Origin of the sequence: Paraburkholderia sp. DD10, assembly GCF_049177125.1 — a bacterium.
Taxonomy (GTDB): domain Bacteria; phylum Pseudomonadota; class Gammaproteobacteria; order Burkholderiales; family Burkholderiaceae; genus Paraburkholderia; species Paraburkholderia terricola.
In genome coordinates this window covers 310,945-335,319 of sequence record NZ_CP185393.1, presented here as the reverse complement: position 1 = coordinate 335,319, position 24,375 = coordinate 310,945, and the positions used below count along the sequence as shown (strand labels likewise).

The 24,375-nt window shown below is 64.3% G+C and carries 24 protein-coding genes; 11 read left to right on the top strand and 13 right to left on the bottom strand.

Annotated elements, in window-relative coordinates:
- Nucleotides 1-54 precede the first annotated feature (54 nt).
- Nucleotides 55-1,326 (bottom strand): lactonase family protein, encoded by a 1,272-nt coding sequence (locus tag ACOCG7_RS16860; RefSeq protein WP_114162092.1) that lies wholly within the window; start codon nt 1,324-1,326, stop codon nt 55-57.
- Between the two features lie 233 nt (nt 1,327-1,559).
- Between ACOCG7_RS16860 and ACOCG7_RS16855 the strand changes: the two genes are divergently transcribed.
- Nucleotides 1,560-1,712: a DUF3096 domain-containing protein gene (locus ACOCG7_RS16855; protein ID WP_073429502.1), complete on the top strand. Its 153-nt coding sequence runs from the start codon at nt 1,560-1,562 to the stop codon at nt 1,710-1,712.
- 323 nt (nt 1,713-2,035) lie between these two features.
- Here ACOCG7_RS16855 and ACOCG7_RS16850 read toward each other — a convergent pair whose 3' ends face one another.
- Nucleotides 2,036-2,281, bottom strand: coding sequence for a hypothetical protein (locus ACOCG7_RS16850; protein WP_073429500.1), 246 nt, complete (start codon nt 2,279-2,281; stop codon nt 2,036-2,038).
- Between the two features lie 239 nt (nt 2,282-2,520).
- Here ACOCG7_RS16850 and ACOCG7_RS16845 point away from each other — a divergent pair, with 239 nt between their 5' ends.
- Nucleotides 2,521-4,401 (top strand): glycoside hydrolase family 15 protein, encoded by a 1,881-nt coding sequence (locus tag ACOCG7_RS16845; RefSeq protein ID WP_114163437.1) that lies wholly within the window; start codon nt 2,521-2,523, stop codon nt 4,399-4,401.
- 181 nt (nt 4,402-4,582) lie between these two features.
- On the top strand, nt 4,583-5,860 hold the full coding sequence (locus ACOCG7_RS16840) for a polyhydroxyalkanoate depolymerase (RefSeq protein WP_073429499.1): 1,278 nt from the start codon (nt 4,583-4,585) through the stop codon (nt 5,858-5,860).
- Between the two features lie 123 nt (nt 5,861-5,983).
- Here ACOCG7_RS16840 and ACOCG7_RS16835 read toward each other — a convergent pair whose 3' ends face one another.
- Entirely contained in the window at nt 5,984-6,616 is a 633-nt protein-coding gene (locus ACOCG7_RS16835; RefSeq protein ID WP_073429585.1) for a TetR/AcrR family transcriptional regulator, read from the bottom strand.
- 234 nt (nt 6,617-6,850) lie between these two features.
- Here ACOCG7_RS16835 and rsxB point away from each other — a divergent pair, with 234 nt between their 5' ends.
- The 3 genes from rsxB (at nt 6,851) to ACOCG7_RS16820 (ending at nt 8,933) form a co-directional block, all read left to right on the top strand.
- The gene (gene rsxB, locus ACOCG7_RS16830) at nt 6,851-7,684 is read left to right on the top strand and encodes an electron transport complex subunit RsxB (protein ID WP_083085561.1); all 834 of its coding nucleotides are present in this window, start codon (nt 6,851-6,853) and stop codon (nt 7,682-7,684) included.
- A 29-nt stretch (nt 7,685-7,713) separates the two neighbouring features.
- Nucleotides 7,714-8,358 carry an endonuclease III gene (gene nth, locus ACOCG7_RS16825; RefSeq protein WP_073429498.1) on the top strand — a complete coding sequence of 215 codons (645 nt, stop codon included), beginning with the start codon at nt 7,714-7,716 and terminating at the stop codon, nt 8,356-8,358.
- A 140-nt stretch (nt 8,359-8,498) separates the two neighbouring features.
- Nucleotides 8,499-8,933, top strand: coding sequence for a DUF1841 family protein (locus ACOCG7_RS16820; protein WP_073429497.1), 435 nt, complete (start codon nt 8,499-8,501; stop codon nt 8,931-8,933).
- Nucleotides 8,934-9,028: 95 nt separating this feature from the next.
- Here the strand turns inward: ACOCG7_RS16820 and ACOCG7_RS16815 are convergent, their stop codons facing one another.
- Both ACOCG7_RS16815 and ACOCG7_RS16810 read right to left on the bottom strand, forming a co-directional pair.
- Nucleotides 9,029-9,412 carry a c-type cytochrome gene (locus ACOCG7_RS16815; protein ID WP_073429496.1) on the bottom strand — a complete coding sequence of 128 codons (384 nt, stop codon included), beginning with the start codon at nt 9,410-9,412 and terminating at the stop codon, nt 9,029-9,031.
- A gap of 59 nt (nt 9,413-9,471) precedes the next feature.
- Nucleotides 9,472-9,840, bottom strand: a complete 369-nt coding sequence (locus ACOCG7_RS16810; RefSeq protein ID WP_073429495.1) for a c-type cytochrome — start codon at nt 9,838-9,840, stop codon at nt 9,472-9,474.
- 500 nt (nt 9,841-10,340) lie between these two features.
- Between ACOCG7_RS16810 and ACOCG7_RS16805 the strand changes: the two genes are divergently transcribed.
- The 4 genes from ACOCG7_RS16805 (at nt 10,341) to ACOCG7_RS16790 (ending at nt 14,258) form a co-directional block, all read left to right on the top strand.
- Complete coding sequence (locus ACOCG7_RS16805; RefSeq protein WP_073429494.1) at nt 10,341-11,183, top strand: AAA family ATPase; 843 nt, start codon at nt 10,341-10,343, stop codon at nt 11,181-11,183.
- Between the two features lie 93 nt (nt 11,184-11,276).
- Entirely contained in the window at nt 11,277-12,452 is a 1,176-nt protein-coding gene (locus ACOCG7_RS16800) for a vWA domain-containing protein (protein ID WP_114162091.1), read from the top strand.
- A 204-nt stretch (nt 12,453-12,656) separates the two neighbouring features.
- Nucleotides 12,657-13,610 (top strand): transaldolase, encoded by a 954-nt coding sequence (tal, locus tag ACOCG7_RS16795; protein WP_114162090.1) that lies wholly within the window; start codon nt 12,657-12,659, stop codon nt 13,608-13,610.
- A 228-nt stretch (nt 13,611-13,838) separates the two neighbouring features.
- Nucleotides 13,839-14,258, top strand: coding sequence for a VOC family protein (locus ACOCG7_RS16790; protein WP_114162089.1), 420 nt, complete (start codon nt 13,839-13,841; stop codon nt 14,256-14,258).
- A 25-nt stretch (nt 14,259-14,283) separates the two neighbouring features.
- Here ACOCG7_RS16790 and ACOCG7_RS16785 read toward each other — a convergent pair whose 3' ends face one another.
- The 6 genes from ACOCG7_RS16785 to ACOCG7_RS16760 all read right to left on the bottom strand — a co-directional run bounded on the left by ACOCG7_RS16785 (nt 14,284) and on the right by ACOCG7_RS16760 (nt 19,866).
- Nucleotides 14,284-15,408 (bottom strand): FUSC family protein, encoded by a 1,125-nt coding sequence (locus tag ACOCG7_RS16785; protein WP_114162088.1) that lies wholly within the window; start codon nt 15,406-15,408, stop codon nt 14,284-14,286.
- A gap of 125 nt (nt 15,409-15,533) precedes the next feature.
- Nucleotides 15,534-17,084 carry a monocarboxylate uptake permease MctP gene (mctP, locus tag ACOCG7_RS16780; RefSeq protein WP_114162087.1) on the bottom strand — a complete coding sequence of 517 codons (1,551 nt, stop codon included), beginning with the start codon at nt 17,082-17,084 and terminating at the stop codon, nt 15,534-15,536.
- A complete protein-coding gene (locus tag ACOCG7_RS16775) occupies nt 17,084-17,323 on the bottom strand; it encodes a DUF3311 domain-containing protein (protein WP_073429490.1) in 240 nt (79 codons plus the stop codon). Before ACOCG7_RS16775 ends, mctP begins: the two co-directional genes overlap by 1 nt.
- 427 nt (nt 17,324-17,750) lie before the next feature.
- Complete coding sequence (locus tag ACOCG7_RS16770; RefSeq protein ID WP_114162086.1) at nt 17,751-18,677, bottom strand: spermidine synthase; 927 nt, start codon at nt 18,675-18,677, stop codon at nt 17,751-17,753.
- Complete coding sequence (locus ACOCG7_RS16765; RefSeq protein ID WP_114162085.1) at nt 18,674-19,147, bottom strand: DNA-deoxyinosine glycosylase; 474 nt, start codon at nt 19,145-19,147, stop codon at nt 18,674-18,676. Before ACOCG7_RS16765 ends, ACOCG7_RS16770 begins: the two co-directional genes overlap by 4 nt.
- Nucleotides 19,147-19,866 carry a chorismate--pyruvate lyase family protein gene (locus ACOCG7_RS16760; protein WP_114162084.1) on the bottom strand — a complete coding sequence of 240 codons (720 nt, stop codon included), beginning with the start codon at nt 19,864-19,866 and terminating at the stop codon, nt 19,147-19,149. Before ACOCG7_RS16760 ends, ACOCG7_RS16765 begins: the two co-directional genes overlap by 1 nt.
- Before the next feature lie 248 nt (nt 19,867-20,114).
- Between ACOCG7_RS16760 and ACOCG7_RS16755 the strand changes: the two genes are divergently transcribed.
- A complete protein-coding gene (locus ACOCG7_RS16755; RefSeq protein WP_114163436.1) occupies nt 20,115-20,621 on the top strand; it encodes an OmpA family protein in 507 nt (168 codons plus the stop codon).
- A 112-nt stretch (nt 20,622-20,733) separates the two neighbouring features.
- Here ACOCG7_RS16755 and htpG read toward each other — a convergent pair whose 3' ends face one another.
- A complete protein-coding gene (gene htpG, locus ACOCG7_RS16750; RefSeq protein WP_114162083.1) occupies nt 20,734-22,632 on the bottom strand; it encodes a molecular chaperone HtpG in 1,899 nt (632 codons plus the stop codon).
- Between the two features lie 118 nt (nt 22,633-22,750).
- A complete protein-coding gene (locus ACOCG7_RS16745; protein WP_073429485.1) occupies nt 22,751-24,205 on the bottom strand; it encodes a PLP-dependent aminotransferase family protein in 1,455 nt (484 codons plus the stop codon).
- Between the last annotated feature and the right edge of the window lie 170 nt (nt 24,206-24,375).

The following is a 24,375-nucleotide window of genomic DNA, read 5'->3' as shown; positions in this document are numbered from 1 at the left end:
AAAGCGACCCGTTGTTCATTCGACGCGTGTTCCAGACACACGCGTCATCAACACTCACGACGGCGAAACCAGCTTGAAGTCCACCGGCGAGCCGACGTCGAAGCGCTTCGGATTCGCTTCGAGCAAACCGCTCTGCTGATCGCGCTTGAACACGTACACGGTGTCGCTGTTCTGATTGCCGACAATCAGCCACTTGCCGGTCGGGTCGATCGCGAACTCGCGCGGCGACTTGCCGAGACTCGATTGATGTCCGACCTTCTTCAGATGACCGTTGGCGGGATCGACCGAGAAGATCACGATCTCGTTCGCATCGCCGCGATTCGTGGCGTACAGAAAGCGCCCGTCCGGCGAGAGGTGGATCGCCGCGGCGCCCATCGCGCCCTTGAAGCCCGGCTCGGTCAGCGAAAGCGTCTGCACTTGCGTGAGCTTGCCGTCGTCATGATTGAAGACGCTGACCGTGGCGTTCAGTTCGCTCGTCAGATACGCCTGCTTGCCGTCCGCGCCGAACACGAGGTGACGCGGACCCGTGCCCGCCTTCGCCTGGGTGTAGCGCCAGTCGGTCGGGCCGAGCAGGCCGCGGCTGCCGTCGGGCGTGTAGCGGTACGAGTAGAGCTTGTCCGCGCCCAGGTCCTGAGCAAGCAGATAGCGGCCGTCCGGCGAGAACACGGTGGAGTGCACATGCGAGTTGTCCTGGCGTCCCTTCACCGGACCGCTGCCCTCGTGGTGCACCGTGAGCACCGACGCGCCAACCTGGCCGTCGGCCTGTACAGGGAACACCGCGAAACTGCCGCCGGGGTCGGCCGCTACCGAGTAGTTCGCGCTCAGCAGGTACTTGCCGTCCGGCGACAGGCTCAGATAACACGGGTCGTTGCCGTCCGCCGAGACCTTGTTGAGGAACGTGAGCTGACCGCTCGCGGCGTCGAAGCGAAACGCGCTGATGCCGCCGCGCTGCGTGGCGGGGCCGTTGTCGCCGGGCAATTCGTTGACCGCGTAGACGAAGCGGCGATCGCGGCTCACCACCAGGTAAGAGGGGTTGACCGTCTGCGCGACCGACACGCGGGTCGCCTCGCCCGTCTTCGTGTCGAAGCGGTAGACGTACAAGCCTTCGCTCTTGCCGCCGGTATAGGTGCCTATCAGCATGTTGTAGACGCCGTCCGCGGGAGCCGCGCCGGACTCTTGTGCAAACGCATGCGAAGCGGCGATCGAGACCATGAGCACGAAACCTTTTATGATCGAGCGGGCGGACAGGCGAGGCGCGGATTCAGCAGCACGAGGCGGACGGGGACCGGCGACGGCGGGCGCCGCGGCCCGGTGACGACGAAGCATATGAGACCTCCTCAACATGGGTTATTCGGTTGTAATGGTGTCCATGGCCTGCCGCGCGTACAGTCGAGCGTTGTTTTTATCGAGGCAAGTATAAAAGCGTTGCGCCGGATCATGCAGCGAATCCGGCTATCGCCAGGCGGCTGCGCGGTACTTGGTTGCATGTGCAGCAATTGTCCCGCCTCGCGGGGTGTTTTTTCCAATCGCCTTTCACGCGTTCACACCAGGGAGTCTTCATGAACGTCACACTCAGCCTCGGCCCGCTCGTTTCGCTGATCGCCGGTATTTTGATTCTCGTCATGCCGCGGCTCTTGAACTACATCGTCGCGCTTTATCTGATCATCATCGGGATCATTGGAATCTTCGGCGTGGGGGCGTCGCACTTCTGAGCGGCGGCGGACGGTCACCGCGTTCAGTTGTTCAAGGCAACGCGGCAAGAGGCGCTAAACCGGGCGGCGGCGCCGGCCGGTTTAGCGTCCGAGTGGCATGGCTGAGCACGCAAGCGCACGCGCACGCGCGGCGGCGAGGCTTGGCGCGAGTTGGTGAAAGCGGACGAGAACGGCAAAGCTGAAGAGGAAACCGGGCAACAAGGCGAGGCGGCGTGGCGGCGGGTGCGGCCGGTCCGGCGCGTCTCGCCCGCCGCGAGCGTGCGCTGAGCGCCGCCCGCTCATCGGGTGAGCCAGCACGGGTTCAGCCCGATCTCAACCGATACTTAGCCGTTGCACAGTTGTTCGAGCCGCAAGCGACCCTGCAACGACAGCGCGCCGACGGCATAATGACCGTCACCTTCCTGATAGCGCCGGAAGCACGCCCGCTCGGTCAGAAAGGCGGCGGCGGTCAGCATGCCGTTGCGGCTCAAACCGAGACGGCTGGGATCGAGCGGCAACATGGAATCGTCGGCAAGTTCGCTGGCGGCCGAGAGAATTGTGATGCAATCGGATTTCGACGGATTCAGCATAGCTTTGGTCCCCGGAAACAGTGTTGCACGCTCCATGAGCCAGGACGACGAGCGCTTTGACAAGCTCCCGCGCACCGGTTTGAAATCAGATTGTAGGCAGGGATTTGACAGTTTACCAAGCCGCGTTTTGCCGCATTGCGTGCTGAACCCAACGCGCATGACGCGGGTCCGACACCACAATGACTGACAACGAACCCAAGCGCCGCGCCCATCGCGCGCGCATTACGGACACGCCCTCCATGCCCGCACCCATCGAAGACTATGCGCTCATCGGCGACGGCCATACCGCCGCGCTCGTCTCCCGCGAAGGTTCCGTCGACTGGCTCTGCTGGCCGCGCTTCGATTCGGGCGCCTGCTTCGCCGCCCTGCTCGGCACGCCCGACAACGGCCGCTGGCAGATCTGCCCCGCTTCCGACACGCCGTTCACGGTCACGCGCCGCTATCGCGGCGAGACCCTGGTTCTCGAGACGGATTTCGAAACGCCCGAGGGCGCGGTCACGCTGATCGACTTCATGCCGCCCGGCAACGGCTGGTCGGAAATGGTGCGCATCGTGGTCGGCAAACGCGGCACGGTCCGTATGAAGATGGAACTGGTGCTGCGCTTCGACTACGGCTTTTCGATTCCGTGGGTCGACCGCCTGAAATGCGACAACGGCATCAAGGCGATCGTCGGTCCCGATACCGCCGTGCTGCGCACGTCGGCGGACCTGCGCGGCGAGAACATGAAAACGCTCGCCGAATTCACGGTGAGCGAAGGCGAGCGCGTGCCGTTTTCGCTGGCCTATGCGGCGTCGCATCTGCGGATTCCGCCGGCCCGCGATCCGCATTCGTCGCTCGCGCGCACCGAGAATCACTGGCTCGAATGGTCGGCGCGCTGCACCATCGAAGGCCGATGGGCCGAGCCGATCCGCCGTTCGCTGATCACGCTGAAGGCGTTGGCATACGAGCCGACCGGCGGCATCGTCGCGGCGCCCACGACCTCGCTGCCGGAACAGCTCGGCGGCACGCGCAACTGGGACTACCGCTATTGCTGGCTGCGCGACGCGACCATCACGCTGCTCGCCATGATGCGCGGCGGCTATTACGACGAAGCACGCGCGTGGCGCAGCTGGCTCGGCCGCGTGATGGCGGGCGCGCCGGACCAGTTGCAGATCATGTACGGGCTCGCCGGCGAACGGCGCCTGCCCGAGTTCGAGATCGACTGGCTCCCCGGCTATCAGGGTGCGAAGCCGGTGCGGATCGGCAACAACGCGGTCGGCCAGCGCCAGCTCGACGTCTACGGCGAAGTGATGAACGCGCTGCACCTGGCGCGCGTTGGCGGCCTGCAGGCGGACGACACCGCGTGGAACGTGCAGCGCGCGTTGCTGCGCCACCTGGAGACCATCTGGGAAGAGCCGGACGAGGGTATCTGGGAAACGCGCGGCGGCCGTCAGCATTTCACTTTCTCGAAGGTGATGGCGTGGGTCGCTTTCGACCGCGCGATCCAGTCGGCTGAAATGTTCAAGCTCGACGGCCCGCTCGACGAATGGCGCGCCACCCGCGCCAAAATCCACGCGCAAGTTTGCGAAAAGGCGTGGAATCCCGCGCTCAACGCGTTTTCCCAGTACTACGGCAGCGATCAGCTCGATGCGAGCGTGCTGCTGCTGCCGCTGCTCGGCTTCCTGCCGCCGCACGACCCGCGCGTCAAGGGGACGGTGGCGGCGATCGAGCGGGACCTGATGCGCGACGGCTTCGTGATGCGCTACCGCACCACCGAATACGACGACGGCCTGCCGCCCGGCGAAGGCACGTTTCTCGCTTGCTCGTTCTGGATGGTGGACAATCTCGCGTTGCAAGGCCGCATGACTGAAGCGGTCGCGATGTACGAAAGACTGCTCGGGCTGTGCAACGACGTCGGCTTGCTGGCGGAAGAGTATGATCCGATCGCTGGGCGGCTGGTGGGCAACTTCCCGCAGGCGTTTTCCCACGTGGCGCTGGTGCATACCGGCCTGAACCTGACGAAGCACGAACAGGAGATGGCGCGGGCCACCGGGCAACCGTCCCATAACGGCACAGGTGGGGAGCAGCTTAAGGCTGCGGCAAGCCCCGATAGCGGCGCGGCAACATCGCCAGTAGCATGATTTAATGGCAATTTGCGGGTCGCCGCACGTAAATTGCTGCTTTGCACAAGCACGCTTTGTTCGATATGATCAAACAGACTGTCGGCCAAAAAACAAAGTGCCTTCAACCTAATGGCCCGCTGCAACGCCACACGCGTGTTTGCGAAGCCCCCATGCGAACCGCTTAGAAACCGGAGCACCCATGCTCTACCAATTTCACGAATTCCAGCGGGCGATGTTGAGCCCCCTTACCGCCTGGGCTCAGGCTGCGTCGAAATCGTTCGCGAATCCGGCCAGTCCATTGGCCTATGTGCCTGGCGCCACGCGCCTCTCGGCCGGTTACGAACTGCTCTACCGGCTCGGCAAGGACTACGAGAAGCCCGAGTTCAACCTCCATCAGATCGTCAAGGACGGGCATAACATCCCGATCATCGAACAGACGATCATCGAGAAGCCGTTTTGCCGGCTGATGCGCTTCAAGCGTTTCGCGGACGACAGCGACGCCGTCACCCAGTTGAAGGACGAGCCGGTCGTGCTGGTCTGCGCGCCACTGTCGGGGCACCACGCCACGTTGCTGCGCGACACCGTGCGCACGTTGCTGCAAGACCACAAGGTCTACCTGACCGACTGGATCGACGCCCGCATGGTGCCGCTCGAAGCCGGCGAGTTTCATCTGGACGACTACGTCGCCTATATTCAGGAGTTCATCCGCCACATCGGCGCGAAGAACCTGCACGTCATCTCGGTGTGTCAGCCTACCGTGCCGGTGCTCGCCGCCATTTCGCTGCTCGCGAGCCGCGGTGAGGACACGCCGCGCACCATGACGATGATGGGTGGCCCGATCGACGCGCGCAAGAGTCCGACCTCGGTCAACTCGCTCGCCACCCAGCACTCGTATGAATGGTTCGAGAACAACGTGATCTTCACGGTGCCGCCGAACTATCCGGGCGTGGGGCGCAAGGTCTACCCAGGCTTCCTGCAGCACACCGGCTTCGTCGCGATGAATCCGGAACGTCACGCGGCCTCGCATTGGGACTTCTATCAGAGCCTCTTGCGCGGCGACGAGGACGACGCGGAAGCGCATCGCCGCTTCTACGACGAATACAACGCCGTGCTCGACATGGACGCGAACTATTACCTCGACACGATCCGCGTGGTGTTCCAGGAGTTCCGTCTTGCCGAGGGCACGTGGGACGTGGCCGGGCAACGGGTGCGCCCGCAAGACATTACCAGGACCGCGCTCTTCACGATCGAAGGCGAGCTGGACGATATTTCCGGCGACGGTCAAACCTATGCCGCGCACCATCTGTGCACCGGCATTCCGGAGAAGAACAAGCAGCACTTCACCGCGGAAAAGTGCGGACACTACGGCATTTTCTCGGGCCGCCGCTGGCGCACCATCATCTATCCGCAGTTGCGCGACTTCATTCTCGAGCACAACAAGGCGCCGAACGTAGCGAAGGAAAAAGTCGAAGCCTGAGCACCGCAGGCATGATGCAGAACAACGGCCCCTCTCACGGGGCCGTTGTTGTTTCTGACGCTGGGGCTGGGCTCGACAGCTTGGTCCCTGACGTTCTTGCGCGGTCCGCGGGTAACCGGCGGCCTATTTCCGCAACAGATACGCGAGCAGCAACTCGGTGTTCATCTGCACGACTTCGCTGCGTTCGCTCGCGCTGCTGAAATCGCGGCCGAGCGTTGCCTCGAGCGTGAAGCGGTTCGACACGATGTAGTAGCCCATGCCCGAGAGCGTCACGTAAAAGCGCAGCGGGTCGACGTTGCTGCGAAACAGCCCCGCGCGCTGGCCCCGTTCCAGAATCGCGCCGAGCGTGGCGACGATCGGCGAGATCATTTCGCGGATGCGCGTGGACTTCTGCATATACCGCGCCTCATGCAAATTCTCGTTGTTCACGAGACGCAGCAACTCGGGATGGTCACGGTAGTAATCCCAAACGAAATGCGCGAGACGCGTGATGGCCTCGACCGGCGCCACGCCGTTCAGTTCGAGCGTTCGTTCGGCTTCATTGAGCGCGCTGAACGCGTGCTCCAGTACCGCGGTGAATAGCTGCTCCTTGCTACCGAAGTAGTAGTACAGCATGCGTTCATTCGTTTCCGCCCGGCGGGCGATCTGATCGACGCGTGCGCCGAACAACCCACCATTTGCAAACTCTTCGGCCGCCGCAAGCAGAATGCGGCGCCGCGTGCCTTCAGGATCTCTTTTGATTTTCGGCTGATTCATGGTGGCATCGTCTTCGTGAGCCGCGTTATCCGGATCGCGCCGCCGGCCTCTCTCGGGCCTTGCACCGACAGCGTTGAACGGGCGCGCCATGGTTGGGGGTCACCCTCGTGCGGTCTTTCGAAAAAGCGCTTCGATTATGGCACATCGATTGCGGATGGCAATTGGGGAAATCGGCGATAATGTGCTATTTAGTTCAAGCTGTGCGGCCGCAAGGCAAGCCCCAACGTCGTGACCGTGACAGAGATCAAAACACTCGCAGATCGCATCGAAGATCTGCTGCCCCAAACGCAATGCACGAAGTGCGGCTACCCCGCGTGCCGTCCTTATGCCGAAGCCGTTGCGAGCGGCGAGGCCAATTACAACCAGTGTCCTCCCGGCGGCGCCGAGGGCGTCGCGCGCCTCGCCGCACTGCTCGGCAAACCGGTGATCCCGCTCAATTCCGCCAATGGCGTCGAACGGCCGCGTCCGCTGGCGGTTATCGACGAACAGGTTTGCATCGGCTGCACGCTGTGCATGCAGGCCTGTCCGGTGGACGCGATAGTTGGCGCACCGAAGCAGATGCATACGGTGATCGCGGAACTCTGCACCGGTTGCGACCTGTGTGTGCCGCCCTGCCCGGTCGATTGCATTTCGATGCTGCCGGTCACCGCTGAGGCAACCGGCTGGGACGCATGGAGCCAGGCTCAGGCCGACGCCGCGCGCGAGCGCCACACCCGGCGCGAAGCCCGCCTTGCGCACGAACGCGAAGCGGCCGAAGCACGTGCGGCGGCGCGGCGTGCCGGCAGCGGCGCCAGCGCCCAAGCGCCGCAAGCCGGCGCCGAGCAAGCATCCACCGCGCCCGCCACACCCGCGGCGGACGACGCCGAAGCGAAAAAACGCGCGATCATCCAGGCCGCGCTCGAACGCGCGCGCAAGAAGAAGGAAGAACTGGCCGCCAAGGGCCAGGGCCCGCAGAACACCGAACGCGTCAGCGCCGACGTGCAGGCGCAGATCGACGCCGCCGAAGCACGCCGCCGCCGTCTAGGACTCGCCGCGGGCGACAGCGACACGCCGTCCACGAAGCGCTAACCTCACCTCCACGCACCTGCCCGCACCGCATGAACGCGAACAAACGCCGCGCCATCTACGAGACGTTTCAGAGTCTCAATCCGCATCCCACGACCGAACTCGAGTACACCACGCCGTTCGAATTGCTGATTGCGGTGCTGCTGTCGGCGCAGGCCACCGATGTCTCGGTCAACAAGGCAATGCGCAAGATGTTCCCGGTCGCGAATACGCCGCAAAAGATTCTCGATCTCGGCGAGGAAGGCGTGGCCGACTACATCAAGACCATCGGTCTTTATCGGACCAAGGCCAAGAACGTCATTGCGACCTGCCGCATTCTCCTCGACCGGTACGGCGGCGAGGTGCCGGAGAATCGCGAAGCGCTCGAAAGCCTGCCGGGGGTTGGCCGGAAGACGGCCAACGTGATCCTGAACACGGCGTTCGGCCATCCGACCATGGCGGTCGACACGCACATCTTTCGGGTTGCCAATCGAACCGGGCTCGCGCCCGGCAAGGACGTGCGCGCGGTGGAAACGGCGCTGGAGAAATTCACGCCCGCGGAATTCAAGCAGGATGCGCACCACTGGTTGATCCTGCATGGCCGCTACGTCTGCAAGGCGCGCCGGCCCGAGTGCTGGCATTGCGTGATCGAGCCGCTGTGCGAATTCCGGCCGAAGACGCCGCCGCCGGATCTCTGAGCGGCGGGAATGCCTCGGCGCCAGGCACCGCCAGCAGGCCGCCTGGCCCCGGCGTAAAATGGCGCCCTGCACTCGCGCTTCATGCACGTCGCAAGCTTCTCGCGCCGTGCACGCGTCAAACCAACCGCACCGGTCCCACGATGTTCAATCCCAGCCGTGACGAAGTCCGCCTCTTTTTCACCGACACCTGGCGCAAACAGCGTCAAGGCGAGATCCTGACGCCGCTCGAAGCGATCGCCGCCGACTGGATCGTCGAACATCCCGAATACCACGCCGATCTGACCGACGGCGAAGCCGCACAGGCCCAGGACTACTCGCCCGAACGCGGCCAGACCAATCCGTTCCTGCATCTGTCGATGCACCTGGCGATCACGGAGCAGTTGTCGATCGACCAGCCGCCCGGCATCCGCGCGGCGCACGAACGGCTCGCCGCACGCCTCGGTTCGACGCACGAGGCGCAGCACGCGATCATGGATTGCCTCGGCGAAACCATCTGGGAAGCGCAGCGCACCGGCACGCCGCCGGACACCGACGCGTATTTGCAGCGCATCGAGCAGCGCGCCACGCGCGACTGAGGCCGGCGCGCGAATCACGAGCCCCAAAGCACGACACCCCGCAAAAGCGGGGTGTCGTTCAATCTGGAAACAACGCGCGAGCAGCGCGCACGCCGTTACTTCTTCTGCACCAGATCGCCGTCCAGCGATTCGACATACGCGGCGATGTCCTTCATGTCGCTCAACGAGAGGCTTTGCACCTGGGCCTGCATGATCGCGTTATTGCGGCCGAGATGCGGGTTGCCGTTGCCCATCTGGTATTGACGCAGCGCCCAGTAGACGTAGTCGGCGTGCTGACCGGCGAGCTTCGGATACTCCGGGCTCACCGGCTTGTTCAGGTTGACGCCATGGCAAGCCGCGCAGTTGTGGCTGTCGGACAGCACCTTGCCGTTGCCGGCATCAGCGGCGTGGGCGACGTTCGCTGCAATCAGACCGATCACTGCCGCCGACGCGCATGCAGCCTTGAACACCGTGTGGAGTGCCTGTTGGGGCTTATTCATGAATTCTCCTATCCCGCGAATATAAATAACCGAGTGACTGGACGGACGACCGACGCCGATCACTTGTCGGGATTGTTCTTCGAAGAGGAATTTTGCGCCGCGTAGTAGGCGGCGATGTCGGCGATGTCCTGATCCGATAGCGACGCGGTGATCGCGCGCATCGTTTCGAAATGGCGATCGCCCTTCTTGTAGCCGTGCAGCGCGTTCGCGAGGTACGCCTGATTCTGGCCGCCGAGCATGGGCACGCGGTAGACCTCAGGGTAAGCCGTGCGGTATTCAGGGATGCCGTGGCAGCCAATACACATCGCGACCTTGCCTTGGCCCGCCTTCGCGTTGCCGACGACATCCGCTGCCTGCGCACTGGCCGCATAGCCCGCGAGCACCGACAGCGCTGCGATCACGACGTGTTTGCCGACGAATTTATTCATAGCATGTAACCTGGCTTGAGGGGAAACGGGCGCCCAAAAAGGCAACGGCCCGCGCCGTTCTTCTTGTAGGGTAGCCACGCAGGCCAAAAAAATCGGGCTAATTGTACCGCGACGCCGCGCCGAACGTCCACCGCGCGGGGCCGCGGCGGGTCCGGCTGCCGCAAAGCCACGGCTAGCGCCGTTTTGCCGCGCCACGCCGGGCTTGCACCGGGCTCGTGCCTGGCTCGCGCGCGGCGCCCGTCGGCATCGTATTGGCGTTGCATCGGCCTTGCATGACTTCGCGCCCGCCATCGGCTGCCGCCGCTCGTGCTCGCAAGCCCGGAACACCCGCCCATCGGCGCCACGGACACGCCTCCGTCCGCCCGGCAACGCCGCCCGGACGCCCGCATCGCGTACAACAACGCGTACGACATCGCGGCTGCCACCCTACGCGAGCCGCGTCCAAGCCAACAGGCCTTCTGACTTATACTGGGTTTTTTCCCCGAAAAGAGCATCTCGCCATGCGTTTCGAAGGCTCATCGCAGTACGTCGCCACCGACGATCTCAAGCTCGCGGTCAACGCCGCGATGACGCTCAAGCGTCCGTTGCTGATCAAGGGCGAACCCGGCACCGGCAAAACCATGCTCGCCGAGGAGGTCGCCGCCGCGCTCGGCATGCCGCTCCTGCAATGGCACATCAAGTCCACCACCAAGGCCCAGCAAGGTCTGTACGAATACGATGCGGTGTCGCGCCTGCGTGACTCGCAACTGGGCGACGAGCGCGTCAAGGACATCGCCAACTACATCGTCAAGGGCGTGCTGTGGCAGGCGTTCGAGTCGGAGCAGCAAACCGTGCTGCTGATCGACGAAGTCGACAAGGCCGACATCGAATTCCCGAACGACCTGCTGCGCGAGCTCGACCGCATGGAGTTCTACGTGTACGAGACGCGCGAGCTGATCCGCGCGAAGCAGCGCCCGCTCGTAATCATCACGTCCAACAACGAGAAAGAGCTGCCCGACGCGTTTTTGCGCCGCTGCTTTTTCCACTACATCAAGTTCCCCGATCCGGCCACGATGCAGCAGATCGTCGAGGTGCATTACCCCGGCATCAAGCAGGAACTGCTTGCCGCCGCGATGCAGAGCTTCTTCGAGTTACGCAACGTCTCGGGGCTGAAGAAAAAGCCGTCCACGTCGGAACTGCTCGACTGGCTGAAACTGCTGCTCGCGGAAGACATTCCGCCCGAAGCGCTGCGCTCGTCCGACCAGAAGCAGATCATCCCGCCGCTGCACGGCGCGCTGCTGAAGAACGAGCAGGACGTGAGCCTGTTCGAGCGGCTGATTTTCATGAACCGCAACAATCGTTGAACCACCGTTGAACCGTTGATCGGGCGTCAGCGCCGCGTCGAAGAGCGCATCGCGCCATACACACGCAGCAACCGCCGCCGCACAGGATCCAGCATGCTGATCGACTTTTTCTACTCGCTGCGCGCCGCCAAACTGCCGGTGTCGGTGAAGGAATATCTGACGCTGCTCGAGGCGCTCAAAGCCAACGTGATCGCGCCGTCGCTCGACGAGTTCTACTATCTCGCGCGCATCACGCTGGTCAAGGACGAACAGTATTTCGACAAGTTCGACCAGGCGTTCGGCGCGTATTTCAACGGCGTCGCGCTGGCCTCCGAACTCGCCTTCGACATTCCGCTCGACTGGCTGAAGAAGAAGCTGCAACGCGATCTGTCGCCGGAGGAAAAGGCGCAGATCGAGGCAATGGGCGGCCTCGACAAGCTGATGGAGCGTCTCAAGCAACTGTTCGACGAACAGAAAGATCGCCATGAAGGCGGCAGCAAATGGATCGGCACCGGCGGCACGTCGCCGTTCGGCAATGGCGGCTACAACCCCGAAGGCGTGCGCATCGGCGGCGACGCGGCGGGCAACCGCACGGCCGTCAAGGTGTGGGAAGCGCGCGCCTATCGCGATTACGACGACCAGGTCGAAATCGGCACGCGCAACATCAAGATCGCGCTGCGCCGCTTGCGCCGGTTCGCCCGCGAAGGCGCCGCCGACGAACTCGATCTGCCCGACACGATCCGCAGCACGGCCGCGAACGCCGGCTGGCTCGACCTGAAGATGGTGCCCGAGCGGCACAACAAGGTGAAGGTGCTGATGCTGCTCGACGTGGGCGGCTCGATGGACGATCACATCAAGCGCACGGAAGAGCTTTTCTCCGCCGCCAAGGCCGAGTTCAAGCACCTCGAGTTCTATTACTTCCATAACTGCGTGTACGACTTCCTGTGGAAGAACAACCGCCGCCGCCACGCCGAGCGCATGCCGACGTGGGACGTGCTGCACAAGTTCACGCCCGACTACAAACTGATCTTCGTCGGCGACGCGACCATGAGCCCGTACGAAGTGCTGCAACCAGGCGGCTCGGTGGAGTACAACAACGCCGAAGCCGGCGCGGTGTGGCTGCGCCGCCTCGCGGACCATTTCCCGCAGCACGCGTGGCTCAACCCCGAGCCGGAAGGCTTGTGGGCGTACCGGCAGTCCGTCAGCGCGATTCGCGAAGTGCTCGGTCACCGCATGTATCCGCTCACGCTCGCCGGCCTCGAAACCGCGATGCGGATGTTGAGCAAATAGCAGACGCTGAACGGATCGTCCGTGGCAAGTGTCAACACTGCATCAGCCGATCCGCCATAAAATAGAAGCATCCGGCGGCGTTTCCCGGCAACATGGGGCGAACGCCGCAGCGTGACTCGCGGCCACCGGAACCCGTTCGTTTTGATCCGGTGGCGACCTCATTTCTCCTGAACCACGGCGCGCCTGCGCCCTGAAGGCCCGAACATGACAACCGCACTCGACCAACTCAAGCAATACACCACCGTCGTCGCCGATACGGGCGACTTCCAGCAGCTTGCCCAGTACAAGCCGCAAGATGCGACCACCAATCCGTCGCTGATTCTGAAGGCGGTGCAGAAAGACGACTACCGGCCGCTGCTCGAAAAGACCGTGAAAGATCACGCGTCGAAGCCGGTCGGCGCGATCATCGACCAGTTGCTGATCGCGTTCGGCACCGAAATCCTCAAGATCATTCCGGGCCGCGTCTCGACCGAAGTGGACGCGCGCCTGTCGTTCGACGTCGAAGGCTCGATCGCCAAGGGCCGTGAACTCATCGCGCTGTACAAGGACCACGGCGTCGAACGCGAACGCGTGCTGATCAAACTGGCTTCCACGTGGGAAGGCATCCGCGCGGCCGAAGTGCTGCAGAAGGAAGGCATCCGCTGCAACATGACGCTGCTGTTCTCGCTCGCGCAGGCCGCGGCCTGTGCCGAAGCCGGCGCGCAACTGATCTCGCCGTTCGTCGGCCGCATTTACGACTGGTACAAGAAGAACGCCGGCAGCGCGTGGGACGAAGCGAAAGACGGCGGCGCGAACGATCCGGGCGTGAAGTCGGTGCAGCGCATCTACGCGTACTACAAGAAGTTCGGCTACAAGACCGAGGTGATGGGCGCGAGCTTCCGCACCACCAGCCAGATTCTGGAACTGGCCGGCTGCGATCTGCTGACCATCAGCCCGGACCTGCTGCAAAAGCTGCACGAAAGCACCGACAAGGTGGAGCGCAAGCTGTCGGCGGACATCGCCAGGGACACGGACATCGAACGCGTGCCGGTCGACGAATCGTCGTTCCGTTTCCTCGTCAACGACGAAGCGATGGCGACCGAAAAGCTCGCCGAAGGCATCCGCGCATTCGCGGCGGACGCCGTGAAACTGGAAAAACTGATCGAAGCGCTGCGTTAAAAATCACTGCGTTAAGGTCGCCCGAAGCATGCGGCCCTGAGCCTCGCGGTTCAGGGCCGCATGCCGTTTACGAACGACTTTTCGCACACGCCGGGGAACCCCGCTTCCTGCGACTTAAAGTCACAACTGCCCCCGCAACGGGCGACTACAATCGTCTGCACGCCCGCTCGCTCGCCGCTCCTCGGCGGGGAACGCGGCGCCGCTCATTTCACGTTCACGGAGACGATCATGCAAGTTCAGCCCTATGTGTTTTTCAACGGCCGCTGCGAGGAAGCGCTCACCTATTACGGCAAGCATCTCGGCGCGGAAGTGACGTTCATGATGCGCTTCAAGGACGCGCCGCCCGACCCGCAGAATCCGCCGCGCGCTGGTCTCGAAGACAAGATCATGCACGCCAACGTCAAGCTCGGCGCGAGCCAGTGGATGGCGTCGGACGGTCATTGCGATCCCGATGCGCCACGCATGAGCGGCTTCAGCCTGTCGCTGACCGTGGAGGACCCGGCATCCGCCCAGCAATATTTCAATGCGCTCGCCGACAGCGGCCAGGTGCTGATGCCCTGGGGCGCGACGTTCTGGAGCAAGGGCTTCGGGATGACGGTGGACCGCTTCGGTCTGACGTGGATGGTGACGCTGCCGCCGCAGGTTTGAGCGCCGTGCCGGTTACCCCGGCAAGTCAAGCGTTCAGCAACGCCCGCGGTTGCCGCTCGATATTCCAGTTCGGCTCGGTTTCCAGCAATAGCGCGCGCAACCGGTCCACCTGCTCGGCGAGCCGCTGCCCGAGCCAGTAGGGCCCCTGCAAATCGGGCGGCAACCCGAGCGCCGCGCCGCCGCGCGTCTGCGCGAGCGGCGGCGCGGCCGGAATGCCGGGGCGCGTCGCGCGGCCAAAGCGCAAGCCGCGCGCCATTGCCAGCAGAATCGTCCGCACGGCGCGCACCTCCGCGCCGGATTGCCCGGCATACGCGGCACGCGCCACCGCATCGGCGTGCATCAGCGGACCGGTCGCGAGCAACTCCAGCGAACTGAGCACCGAGCGGTGCAGCCGCTGAATTTCTTCGAGCCGCGCCTGCGGCACGTCGACCTCCTTCGCCACCGAAGGCATCAACGAGCGCAACTGCACGAGCCGCCGATTGATTTGCAGAAAGCGCTTGACCTGCTCCTCCTCGCCGATCGGCGCGCCTTCAAGCAAACGCGTGTAGATGCGCGCGCATTCGCGCAGATTGGTGGCGATCCCGTAACGCCACGAATACGTCGCATACAGCGGCAGCGCGAACGAAAACGCCAATGCGATCACGATGCCGATCAGCACGTTCAGCGTGCGCCACAGCCCGACGTCGATCTGGTTGTCGCCGTGGCCCGCGACGATGCACATCGTGATCGCCGTCAATAGCCCGATATAGCCGGACGACCCGATCGCGAACCACGCGCAGATCGCCGCGAAGACCGACATCAACAGGTACGTGAGCGGCAGCGAGCCGAGCAAATTCTGCTGCACGATCAGCAGGAGCCCGATCGACGCTCCGAGCAACGTCCCCGCGGCCCGCTCGGCCGCCTTCTTGCGGATGTTGCCGTGATGCTGCAAGCCGCCGATCACCACCAGCAGCGTCACCGACGCCCAGATGCCGTGCGGTATATCGATCCCCGTGGTGGCGAGAATCGACACGATCATCGCGAGGCCGACGCGCAGACTGTGCAGCACCTTGGCATGGCGATAGCGGTAGTACGGGGACGTGATCGCGCGCAGCGCGCGGCTGATAGCCGAGCGGCGTCGAATCGCGGTAGGGGAATCGGCAGAAGCCATGAGCCCGGCGGAGTGTGTTGAAGGACGGTCCCGCTATCGTGCCCTGGAGTGCGCCCGGAAGACAAACGCCCGCAAACTTTCGTCTGCGGGCGTTGCGCCTTCCACTTGCCGAACAGGCGCGCGGCTTAGTTTTCCACCACGTCCAGATAATCCTCGGGACGCGTGCGATCTTCGGCGCGCTGCATGCCCAATGCGCGCACCAGCAGGCTCACCAGCACCGACACCACCAGGTTCACGACCAGCGACCACACCGCCGCATAACCCGGAATCGCCATGCCGAACAGGTGGATCGTGAAGATCGAACTCGCCAGCTTCAGCGAAATCGCCATCCACGTACCGGTTGCGATGCCGGCCGCCCAACCGGCCAGCAGGCCGCGATAGTCGAGCACGCGCGTGTACAGACCCAGCACGATCGCCGGCAGCGTCTGGATGATCCAGATGCCGCCCAGCAGTTGCAACTGGATCGCGTAGGTGAGCGGCAGGCCGAGAATGAACGCCACCGCGCCGACCTTGACGATCAGCGAGACCAGCTTCGCGACATTGGTCTCCTGGTCGTGCGTCATGTTGCGGTTGACGAACTCCTTATGGATGTTGCGCGTGTACAGGTTGGCTGCCGCGATCGACATGATCGCCGCCGGCACCAGCGCGCCGATGCCGATCGCCGCGAACGCCACGCCGACGAACCACGACGGAAAGAAGTGCAGGAACAACGCCGGCACCGCGAAGTTCGGGCCGAACGCCTTGAAGTACGGCGCGAATTCCGGCATGTCCTTCACGCCCGAGGCGAGCGCCATGAAGCCGAGCAGCGCGAGCAGGCCGAGCACCAGCGAGTAGGCCGGCAGCATCGCCATGTTGCGGCGGATCGTGTTGCCCGAATTCGACGACAGCACCGCGGTGATCGAGTGCGGATACAGGAACAGCGCGAGCGCCGAGCCCACCGCGAGCGTCGCGTAGGCGCTGTAGCCGTTCAGGCTCGATACGTCCGGCGCCGTCAGCAGCAGCTTGGCCGGCGGCACCGTGCTGAAGATATGGCCGAAGCCGCCCAGTTGCGGCGGAATCACGATGACCGCGGCAAAGATCGTGACGTAGATCAGGATGTCCTTGACCACCGCGATCATGGCCGGCGCGCGCAAGCCCGAGGTGTACGTGTACGCCGCGAGGATCGCGAACGCGATGATGAGCGGCAGATCGCCGACGAAGCCCTGCGTGTCGAAGCCGAGCGCGCCGATCACCACTTCGATACCGACCAGTTGCAGCGCGATGTACGGCATGGTCGCGAGAATGCCCGTGACCGCGACCGCCAGCGCGAGCATGCGGCTGCCGTAGCGCGCCGAGACGAAGTCCGCCGATGTCACATAGCCCTGGCGCTTGGCGATGCTCCACAGTTTCGGGAACACGACGAACGCGAACGGATAGATCAGGATCGTGTAGGGCAGCGCGAAGAAGCCGGTCGCGCCCGCGCCGAACACCAGTGCCGGCACCGCGATGAAGGTGTAGGCCGTGTACAGGTCGCCACCCAGCAGAAACCACGTGACGATGGTGCCGAAGCGCCGCCCGCCGAGGCCCCACTCTTCCAGATGGGCGAGATCGCCGCGCCGCCAGTGAGCCGCGACAAAACCGAGGATCGTGACGCCGATGAAAAACAGCACGAAGACGAAAGTTGCGATCGCGTTCATTAGCGTGCGCCTCCTTGCGAGCCGCCCGTCGAACGGGTCTTGGTCTTGAAGTACACGAGCGCCGTGATGACCGCGCTGATCAGCACCCACAGGAGCTGATACCAGTAGAAGAACGGAAACTCGAACAGTTGCGGTTCGACCTTGTTGTATGACGGCACCCAGATCATCGCGATCCAGGGCAACAGCAGCAACCAGAGCCAGTGCTTGCTGGCCTTGTTCGCGTCGGCGTCGTGAGCCATGACGTCTCCTCTTCCCTATTATTGAAATGTTGGTCCGTGTTTGACGGGTGGCGGCTCTCCCGCGGAGGGTCGCCCCGCGGATGGCCACGGGCACCCCGAAAGCCTCGAAAGAGTATAGGAGCCGCAAAGGTGTGGTCAAGCAGGGGCGACCCGAGGCGGGATCGGGGTTTCGGCGAGGGTGAAAAGCGTTGATGCGCCGAGGGCGCAGACGGTTGATGCGTGCAGGGCGGCCGTCTCAGGCGACCGCCGTAACGAGGACCGCGGGTGCAGCGAGGGCCGCGATGGCCCCGATAGGCCCGACAGCGAGCGCCGCCGACGACCCGCCGTGCGGCACGCCGGTTGCTCGATGCGCGCCACCGGATGGCGGCGACCGTCGCGCGGGCGCAACGGGCGGATTGCGATTCGCCGCTGCCGCTGCGCCTGCCGATCAGATAGAGAACGAGGCGCCTGTCTGCCCGGACGATTCCTGTAGACCCTTGATCCACTTGCGCGCCGGCAAACCGAGTTCCGCTTCGATCAGTCTCGCGCGCGCCTGCAGCGCCGCGAACGGCACCTCCAGCGCCGGGCCCGAAAACGCGATCGCGATGCGATTGCCGTCATGCACTTCCGGCAGCGCGACCACGCGGCCGTCGAAGGCTTCGTTCAGGCGCTTCATGTTGCGCACGAAGCTCGGGTGGTCGCCGAACAGGTTCACCGTCACCACGCCGGCCTCGGTCAGACACGCGCGCACCGCACGATAGAAGCCGACGCTATCCAGCACCGGACCCCGCGCGGTCGCATCGTAGACGTCGATTTGCAACGCGCCGATCGTGCCGTGATTGGCGCCGTCGTTGACGAAGTCCCACGCGTCCGCTTCGTGCACGGTGAGGCGCGCATCGTCGTGCGGCAACTCGAACATCGTGCGCGCGGCCACCACCACAGCGGGGTTCAATTCGACTGCCTCGACCTTCGCGCGCTTCAGAAAGCGGTACGCGAACTTGGTCAGCGCCGCGGCGCCGAGCCCGAGCTGGACGATGCGCTTCGGCGTTTCGATGAACAGCAGCCAGGCCATCATCTGCTGCGCGTATTCGAGTTCGATGTGATCCGGCTTGCGCAGACGCATCGCGCCTTGCACCCATTCCGTGCCGAAATGCAGGAAGCGCACGCCGCCTTCTTCCGAGAACGTGACCGGCGCGAAACGCGGCTTGCGCGGCGCTTCGATTTGCGGCGCGTCGCGCAGGTCGTCGTCGCGTGACGCGCGTTTTCTGTTGTTGCGCAGTGCGTGGTGTTGATGGTGTTTATCGCCGGCGGCGTCCGCGTCCCGATTGCGGAAGGCACGCGCTTCAGCGGAAGCGCGCTTGATCAATTTCGTCATGTAAGGATGTCGCGCCAAAGACGCAATTTTTGGTCGAACGAGAGCATAGCATTCGCCGGACTCGACGAAGGCAGGACGAGCGTCGTGTAACCCGCCGCGCCGATCACCGGCGCAAAGCGGCCCGCCGTCTTGCCGTTGAAGCACACCTTCTTCAACAGCGGCGCGTGCTCGCGCAGCGAAGCGAAGTCGTTCGGTTGCGCGTTGCGAATCGCCGCATCCAGACTGCCCTCGCGATGGCACGCGGCCAGCACGTCCCACACGCCGATGCCGTGGGCGAGCACGCGTCGCAGCCGCTCTTCGTAGGCGAGTTCGGCGAGCGGTTCTTCGAGTACGGTGCCCAGCAGCCGCCAGAACTGATTGCGCGGATGCGCGTAATACTGCGTCGCCGCGAGCGACGCTTCGCCGGGAAAGCTGCCGAGAATCAGCGTATGCGTGTCCGCTGCGACGACGGGAGGAAAGCCTTGCAGCATCAGCGGCTCCGTTCGTCGGACGCGCGCGCCGCCGGATGCGCGAGCGAAGCGGTGTGTTCGAGCGAACGGCCATGTTCGCGCACGCGCGGATGCGCCGCGCGCGGAACGGCTGCGGACCGCTCGCCCGCCTCGGCAGAATCGGACCACGCAGACGACGCGGCCAACGCGGCCAGATGCGCCCACAGCGCGGGCAACATGCATTCGGTCACCATCAGCGGCGCGCCCTGACGCTCGAACACCGAGCGGCGCGCGACCAGCGCATGCGGCGGGCGGCCTGCAACTTCACGCACCGCCAACCGGTACAACGGATGACGCGCGGTCAATCTGCGGCTCACCAGCGACGAACGCGCGACGCTGCTATCGCTGTAGAGCAACTCCGCGAGCGGCCGCGTACGCAAGCGCCGCGTCGCCTGCCACACGCCGACGCTCGCGGCGAGCGGCGCGACGCTATGCGCCGCGACGAACGGCACGCCGTCGACCGACAGCACCACTTCCCGCACCCACACCGGCGCGCGCGGCGCGAGACCGAGCGCGGCATGCTCGTCGGCCCACGGCAAGGCGACGCCTTCGCGTGTGACGCGCACCGCGACCGCGCCGAGCGCGCGCAGATGCGCGGTCAGTGAACCGCCACGGGTCAGCCAGTCTTTCTGATCGGCACTCAGGCCGGCTAAAGGAGCGACGCGCCAGTGGGCGTCGGCGGCATCGAAACGGATGGACATGGTGTCGGATTATAGCGGCGCGACTGTACGGGGATGGCTTGGCCTCGCCGATCTTCCTGCAGCAAGTTTCATCGACGACTACGCGTGCGGTGACGCGCCTCGACGAGATCGTCGGTTTCGGACAGTTCCGATTCTCGGTCAGCAACGACGCGCGATAAAACCGTCGTGCTTGACAAGCTCGGCGGTTCGCCCGAGATCGAAGGGCACGCCATGTGACCGGATCATGAAGAGGAGATGAGATGAAAAAGATGAAACCATTCCTGAGCGCAACGGCTTGCGCGATGTCGGTTCTGCTCGTAACGGGTTGCGCATCCCGGTTGGACCGCGATCACGAAACCTCGCTGAACAAGGCGGTCGGCATCGAGGTGGCGCCGGTCGCGAGCGGCGTCGCGGTCAAGCTGCCCGAAACCGCGCTGTTCGAGTTCGGCAAGTCGGAAGTGCGCGGCGATGCCCAGGCGGTCGTCGATCGCTCGGCTGTTCTGCTCAAGCGCAGCAAGAAGCCGATCATCGTCGAGGGATACACCGATAACGTCGGCACCCTCGAATACAACCAGCAGCTTTCCGAAGCGCGGGCGACCGCCGTGGGTCACGAACTGGTGGACCGCGGCGTGCCGATCGACCGCATCCGTACCAAGGGCAACGCCTACAACGATCCGGTGGCGAGCAACGATACGGCCGAAGGACGCGCGCTGAACCGTCGCACGGAGATCGTCGTGCGGGGCGAGACGATGGATACGTTGATGGGCAAGAAGTAAATCGCGGTCGCAGCCAACAATCGCGGCCAAAAAAAATGCGCTGCCGCGGCAGCGCATTTCTTCAACCCATTTTCAACCACGAAGCGTCAAATACGACGCCCCCGGCGCACCCTCAACTCGCGCGCGCCAGCAACAACGCATTGGTGCGCTTCACGAAGCTCGCCGGATCTTCCAGCGCACCGCCTTCGGCCAGCAAGGCCTGGTCGAACAGCAGATGACACCAGTCGTCGAAATTCGCGCCGTCCGCCTGCAAGCCCTTCACCAGCGCATGCTCGGGATTCACTTCGAGAATCGGATGGAACGACGGCGCTTGCTGCCCCGCGGCCTTCAGCATGCGTTGCAGGTAGCCGCTCATTTCGCCGTCGTCGGCGACGAGGCATGAGGGCGAATCGGTCAGGCGGAACGTCAGGCGCACGTCCTTGGCCTTGTCCTTGAGCGCTTCCTTCATCTTCTCGACGAGCGGCTTGAACTCCTCGCCGACCTTCTCCTGCGCCTGCTTTTCCTCGTCGTTCAACGCGCCCAGATCGAGATCGCCGCGCGCGACGCTTTGCAGCGGCTTGCCGTCGAATTCGTTGAGGAACGACAGCATCCACTCGTCCACGCGATCGGTCAGCAGCAAGACTTCCACGCCCTTCTTGCGGAACACTTCGAGATGCGGGCTATGGGTCGCGGCCTGCCAGGTGTCGGCGGTCACGTAGTAGATCTTGGTTTGCTCGGGCTTCATGCGCGCGACGTAATCGGCGAGCGACACGGTCTGCTCCGGCGACTCGGTATGCGTCGACGCGAAGCGCAGGAGCTTCGCAACGCGCTCGCGGTTGGCGAAGTCCTCGCCGACGCCTTCCTTCAGCACCTGGCCGAATTCCTTCCAGAAGCCGGCGTATTTTTCCTTATCGGCGTCGTTATCCGAATGGGCCAGATCCTCGAGCATCGACAGCGCGCGCTTGGTCACGCCCTCGCGGATCGCCTTCACGTCGCGGCTTTCCTGCAGGATTTCGCGCGACACGTTGAGCGGCAGATCGCTCGAATCGACCACGCCCTTCACGAACCGCAGATAGGCGGGCAGCAGTTGCTCCGCGTCGTCCATGATGAACACGCGCTTCACGTACAGCTTCAGACCGCCGCGATGATCGCGGTTCCACATGTCGAATGGCGCGTGGCTCGGCACGTACAGCAATTGCGTGTACTCGCTGCGGCCCTCGACGCGGTTATGCGTCCACGTGAGCGGATCCTGATGATCGTGCGAGAGGTGCTGATAGAACAGCTTGTACTGCTCGTCGGTGATGTCGTTCTTCGAACGGGTCCAGAGCGCGCTCGCCTGATTGACGGTCTCGTCCTCGTCCTTCGTGACCATCTCGCTCTTTTCCGCGTCCCATTCTTCCTTCTTCATCAGGATCGGCAGCGCGACGTGATCCGAATACCGCTGAATGATCGACTTCAGACGAGGCGACGACAGCAGTTCGTCTTCATCGGCACGCAGATGCAGCGTGATGGTCGTGCCGCGCGCGGCGCGTTCGATCTGCTCGACGGCGAAATCGCCCTCGCCCGCGCTTTGCCAGCGCACGCCCTCGGCGGCCGGCAAACCGGCGCGGCGCGTTTCCACCGTGATCTTGTCCGCGACGATGAAGCCCGAATAGAAGCCCACGCCGAACTGGCCGATCAGCGCCGCGTCTTTCTGCTGGTCGCCGGAGAGCTTGCCGAAGAATTCCTTGGTGCCCGAGCGCGCGATCGTGCCGAGGTGCGCGATCGCTTCGTCGCGGCTCATGCCGATGCCGTTGTCGTCGATCGTGACGGTGCGCGCGGCCTTGTCGTACGAGACGCGAATGCGCAGATTCGGATCGCTCTCGTACAGCGCGTTGTTTTCGATCGCTTCGAAGCGCAGCTTGTCGGCCGCGTCGGACGCGTTCGAAATCAGCTCGCGCAGAAAGATCTCCTTGTTGCTGTACAGCGAATGGATCATCAGGTGCAGAAGCTGTTTCACTTCTGCCTGAAAGCTCATGGTTTCTTGTGCCATGGTCGGACTTCCTCTCTGTTGCGAATGGGGTTCGGGTCGGGCGTGGCGCGAAACCAGCAACGCCTGGGGGCGCCGGCCGCCGGATCGTCCGTCTAGCTGGGGGCGACCCGGCGCGGTTTCAAGAGGCGCGGCGCGCGACGCCGTCGAGATAGCGGCACAGAAAGGTCGCCAGTTCGGGATCGCCGCAGTTGGCGATATTGAAGCGCATCCACGTCGTGGGCGACTGCTGCGGCGAAAAAAGGCTCCCCGGCGTCAGCAGAAAACCGGCTTCGTGGCCGGCGGCGGCCAGCGCGCCGGCGTCCACGCCGGTGTCGGCCCACAAAAACATGCCCGCGGTGGGCGTGAGGAATAGCTTCAGGCCGGTCTTCTCCAGCATCCGCACCGACTTTTCTCGCACCCCGTCGAGCCGCGCGCGCAAGCGCTCCACATGCCGCCGGTAATGGCCTTCGGTGAGGATCTTGTAGAGCACGCGCTCGTTCAGCTCGGGGCTCGTCATGCCGACCAGCATCTTCTGATCGCTGACCGCCCGCGCCACCTCCGGCGCGCACGCGATGAAACCGACGCGCAGATTCGGCGCGAGCGTCTTCGAAAAGCTGCCGAGATAGATCACGCGCTTGAGCTGATCGAGGCTCGCGAGGCGCGTGCCGGGATAACTCGGCGGGCAGAGATCGCCGTAAATATCGTCCTCGACGACGATGAAGTCATAGGCTTCGGCGAGGCGCAGGATGCGAAACGCCTGCGCCGCCGTGAGCGACGTGCCGGTCGGGTTCTGCAGCACCGAATTGATCACCAGCATCTTCGGCCGCCAGGTTTGCACCAGCGATTCGAGCGCGTCGAGGTCGGGGCCGTCCGGCGTATACGGCATGCCGACGAGCCGCGCGCCCTGCGACGCGAAGCGCCCGAACATCTGGAACCAGGCCGGATCGCCGACGATCACCGCATCGCCCGCCTTCACGTAGATGCGCGAAATCAGGTCGATCGCCTGCGTGATGCCGGACACCATCACGATCTGGTCGGGCGACGCGCCGATCTCCAGCTCCTCCAGCCGCGTCTGCAACTGCTGGCGCAACGGCAAAAACCCCTGCGGCGTGCCGATGCCGAGCATCTGCGCGCCGCTCTGCCGGCCCAACGTGCGCAGCGCGTTGGTGATCAGGTCGCCGTCGAGCCAGCGTGCCGGCAGATAGCCCAGCCCCGGACTGCGCTCGGGGCGCGCGCCGGTATGCAGCATATTGCGCAGCAGCCAGACGACGTCGATCGTGGCCGGCGCGGGCGCGGCTTCGGCGATCCGGTGAATCTCGGCGGATGCCGCGCCGGCGAGCCGCTCGCGCACGTAGAAGCCGGAACCGCGCCGCGACTCCAGAAACCCTTGCGCCACCAGCCGCTCGTAGGCCTCCACCACGGTGAAGCGCGACACGCCTTTGTCGAGCGCGAGCTTGCGGATCGACGGCATGCGCATGCCGGGGCGGAACACGCGCTCCTCGATGCGGCGGCGGGCCCACTGCACGAGCTGCTCGACCAGCGTCAGCGAGGCGGTGTCGTGCGGGGCGGGAATCTGGGCAAGCGGGACGGACATGACGAGCTCCAACTGTACCGAATAGTATCGAAGCGATTGTACCGTTACTGTGCAGGTCAGCGCCGCTACATTCGAGATGAAAGAAGGATGACCGGAGCGGCTGCAACGACACTTCGCGGCACACCACCGCTCGCGGGCCGATCAGGTCCGGGCGGCTCCGAACCCCATCC

Bases quoted from the DNA above. Each gene is read 5' to 3' on its own strand.
- ACOCG7_RS16860 (WP_114162092.1), bottom strand. From the start codon at position 1,326: ATGCTTCGTCGTCACCGGGCCGCGGCGCCCGCCGTCGCCGGTCCCCGT.
- ACOCG7_RS16855 (WP_073429502.1), top strand. From the start codon at position 1,560: ATGAACGTCACACTCAGCCTCGGCCCGCTCGTTTCGCTGATCGCCGGT.
- ACOCG7_RS16850 (WP_073429500.1), bottom strand. From the start codon at position 2,281: ATGCTGAATCCGTCGAAATCCGATTGCATCACAATTCTCTCGGCCGCC.
- ACOCG7_RS16845 (WP_114163437.1), top strand. From the start codon at position 2,521: ATGCCCGCACCCATCGAAGACTATGCGCTCATCGGCGACGGCCATACC.
- ACOCG7_RS16840 (WP_073429499.1), top strand. From the start codon at position 4,583: ATGCTCTACCAATTTCACGAATTCCAGCGGGCGATGTTGAGCCCCCTT.
- ACOCG7_RS16835 (WP_073429585.1), bottom strand. From the start codon at position 6,616: ATGAATCAGCCGAAAATCAAAAGAGATCCTGAAGGCACGCGGCGCCGC.
- nth (WP_073429498.1), top strand. From the start codon at position 7,714: ATGAACGCGAACAAACGCCGCGCCATCTACGAGACGTTTCAGAGTCTC.
- ACOCG7_RS16820 (WP_073429497.1), top strand. From the start codon at position 8,499: ATGTTCAATCCCAGCCGTGACGAAGTCCGCCTCTTTTTCACCGACACC.
- ACOCG7_RS16815 (WP_073429496.1), bottom strand. From the start codon at position 9,412: ATGAATAAGCCCCAACAGGCACTCCACACGGTGTTCAAGGCTGCATGC.
- ACOCG7_RS16810 (WP_073429495.1), bottom strand. From the start codon at position 9,840: ATGAATAAATTCGTCGGCAAACACGTCGTGATCGCAGCGCTGTCGGTG.
- ACOCG7_RS16805 (WP_073429494.1), top strand. From the start codon at position 10,341: ATGCGTTTCGAAGGCTCATCGCAGTACGTCGCCACCGACGATCTCAAG.
- ACOCG7_RS16800 (WP_114162091.1), top strand. From the start codon at position 11,277: ATGCTGATCGACTTTTTCTACTCGCTGCGCGCCGCCAAACTGCCGGTG.
- tal (WP_114162090.1), top strand. From the start codon at position 12,657: ATGACAACCGCACTCGACCAACTCAAGCAATACACCACCGTCGTCGCC.
- ACOCG7_RS16790 (WP_114162089.1), top strand. From the start codon at position 13,839: ATGCAAGTTCAGCCCTATGTGTTTTTCAACGGCCGCTGCGAGGAAGCG.
- ACOCG7_RS16785 (WP_114162088.1), bottom strand. From the start codon at position 15,408: ATGGCTTCTGCCGATTCCCCTACCGCGATTCGACGCCGCTCGGCTATC.
- mctP (WP_114162087.1), bottom strand. From the start codon at position 17,084: ATGAACGCGATCGCAACTTTCGTCTTCGTGCTGTTTTTCATCGGCGTC.
- ACOCG7_RS16775 (WP_073429490.1), bottom strand. From the start codon at position 17,323: ATGGCTCACGACGCCGACGCGAACAAGGCCAGCAAGCACTGGCTCTGG.
- ACOCG7_RS16770 (WP_114162086.1), bottom strand. From the start codon at position 18,677: ATGACGAAATTGATCAAGCGCGCTTCCGCTGAAGCGCGTGCCTTCCGC.
- ACOCG7_RS16765 (WP_114162085.1), bottom strand. From the start codon at position 19,147: ATGCTGCAAGGCTTTCCTCCCGTCGTCGCAGCGGACACGCATACGCTG.
- ACOCG7_RS16760 (WP_114162084.1), bottom strand. From the start codon at position 19,866: ATGTCCATCCGTTTCGATGCCGCCGACGCCCACTGGCGCGTCGCTCCT.
- ACOCG7_RS16755 (WP_114163436.1), top strand. From the start codon at position 20,115: ATGAAACCATTCCTGAGCGCAACGGCTTGCGCGATGTCGGTTCTGCTC.
- htpG (WP_114162083.1), bottom strand. From the start codon at position 22,632: ATGGCACAAGAAACCATGAGCTTTCAGGCAGAAGTGAAACAGCTTCTG.
- ACOCG7_RS16745 (WP_073429485.1), bottom strand. From the start codon at position 24,205: ATGTCCGTCCCGCTTGCCCAGATTCCCGCCCCGCACGACACCGCCTCG.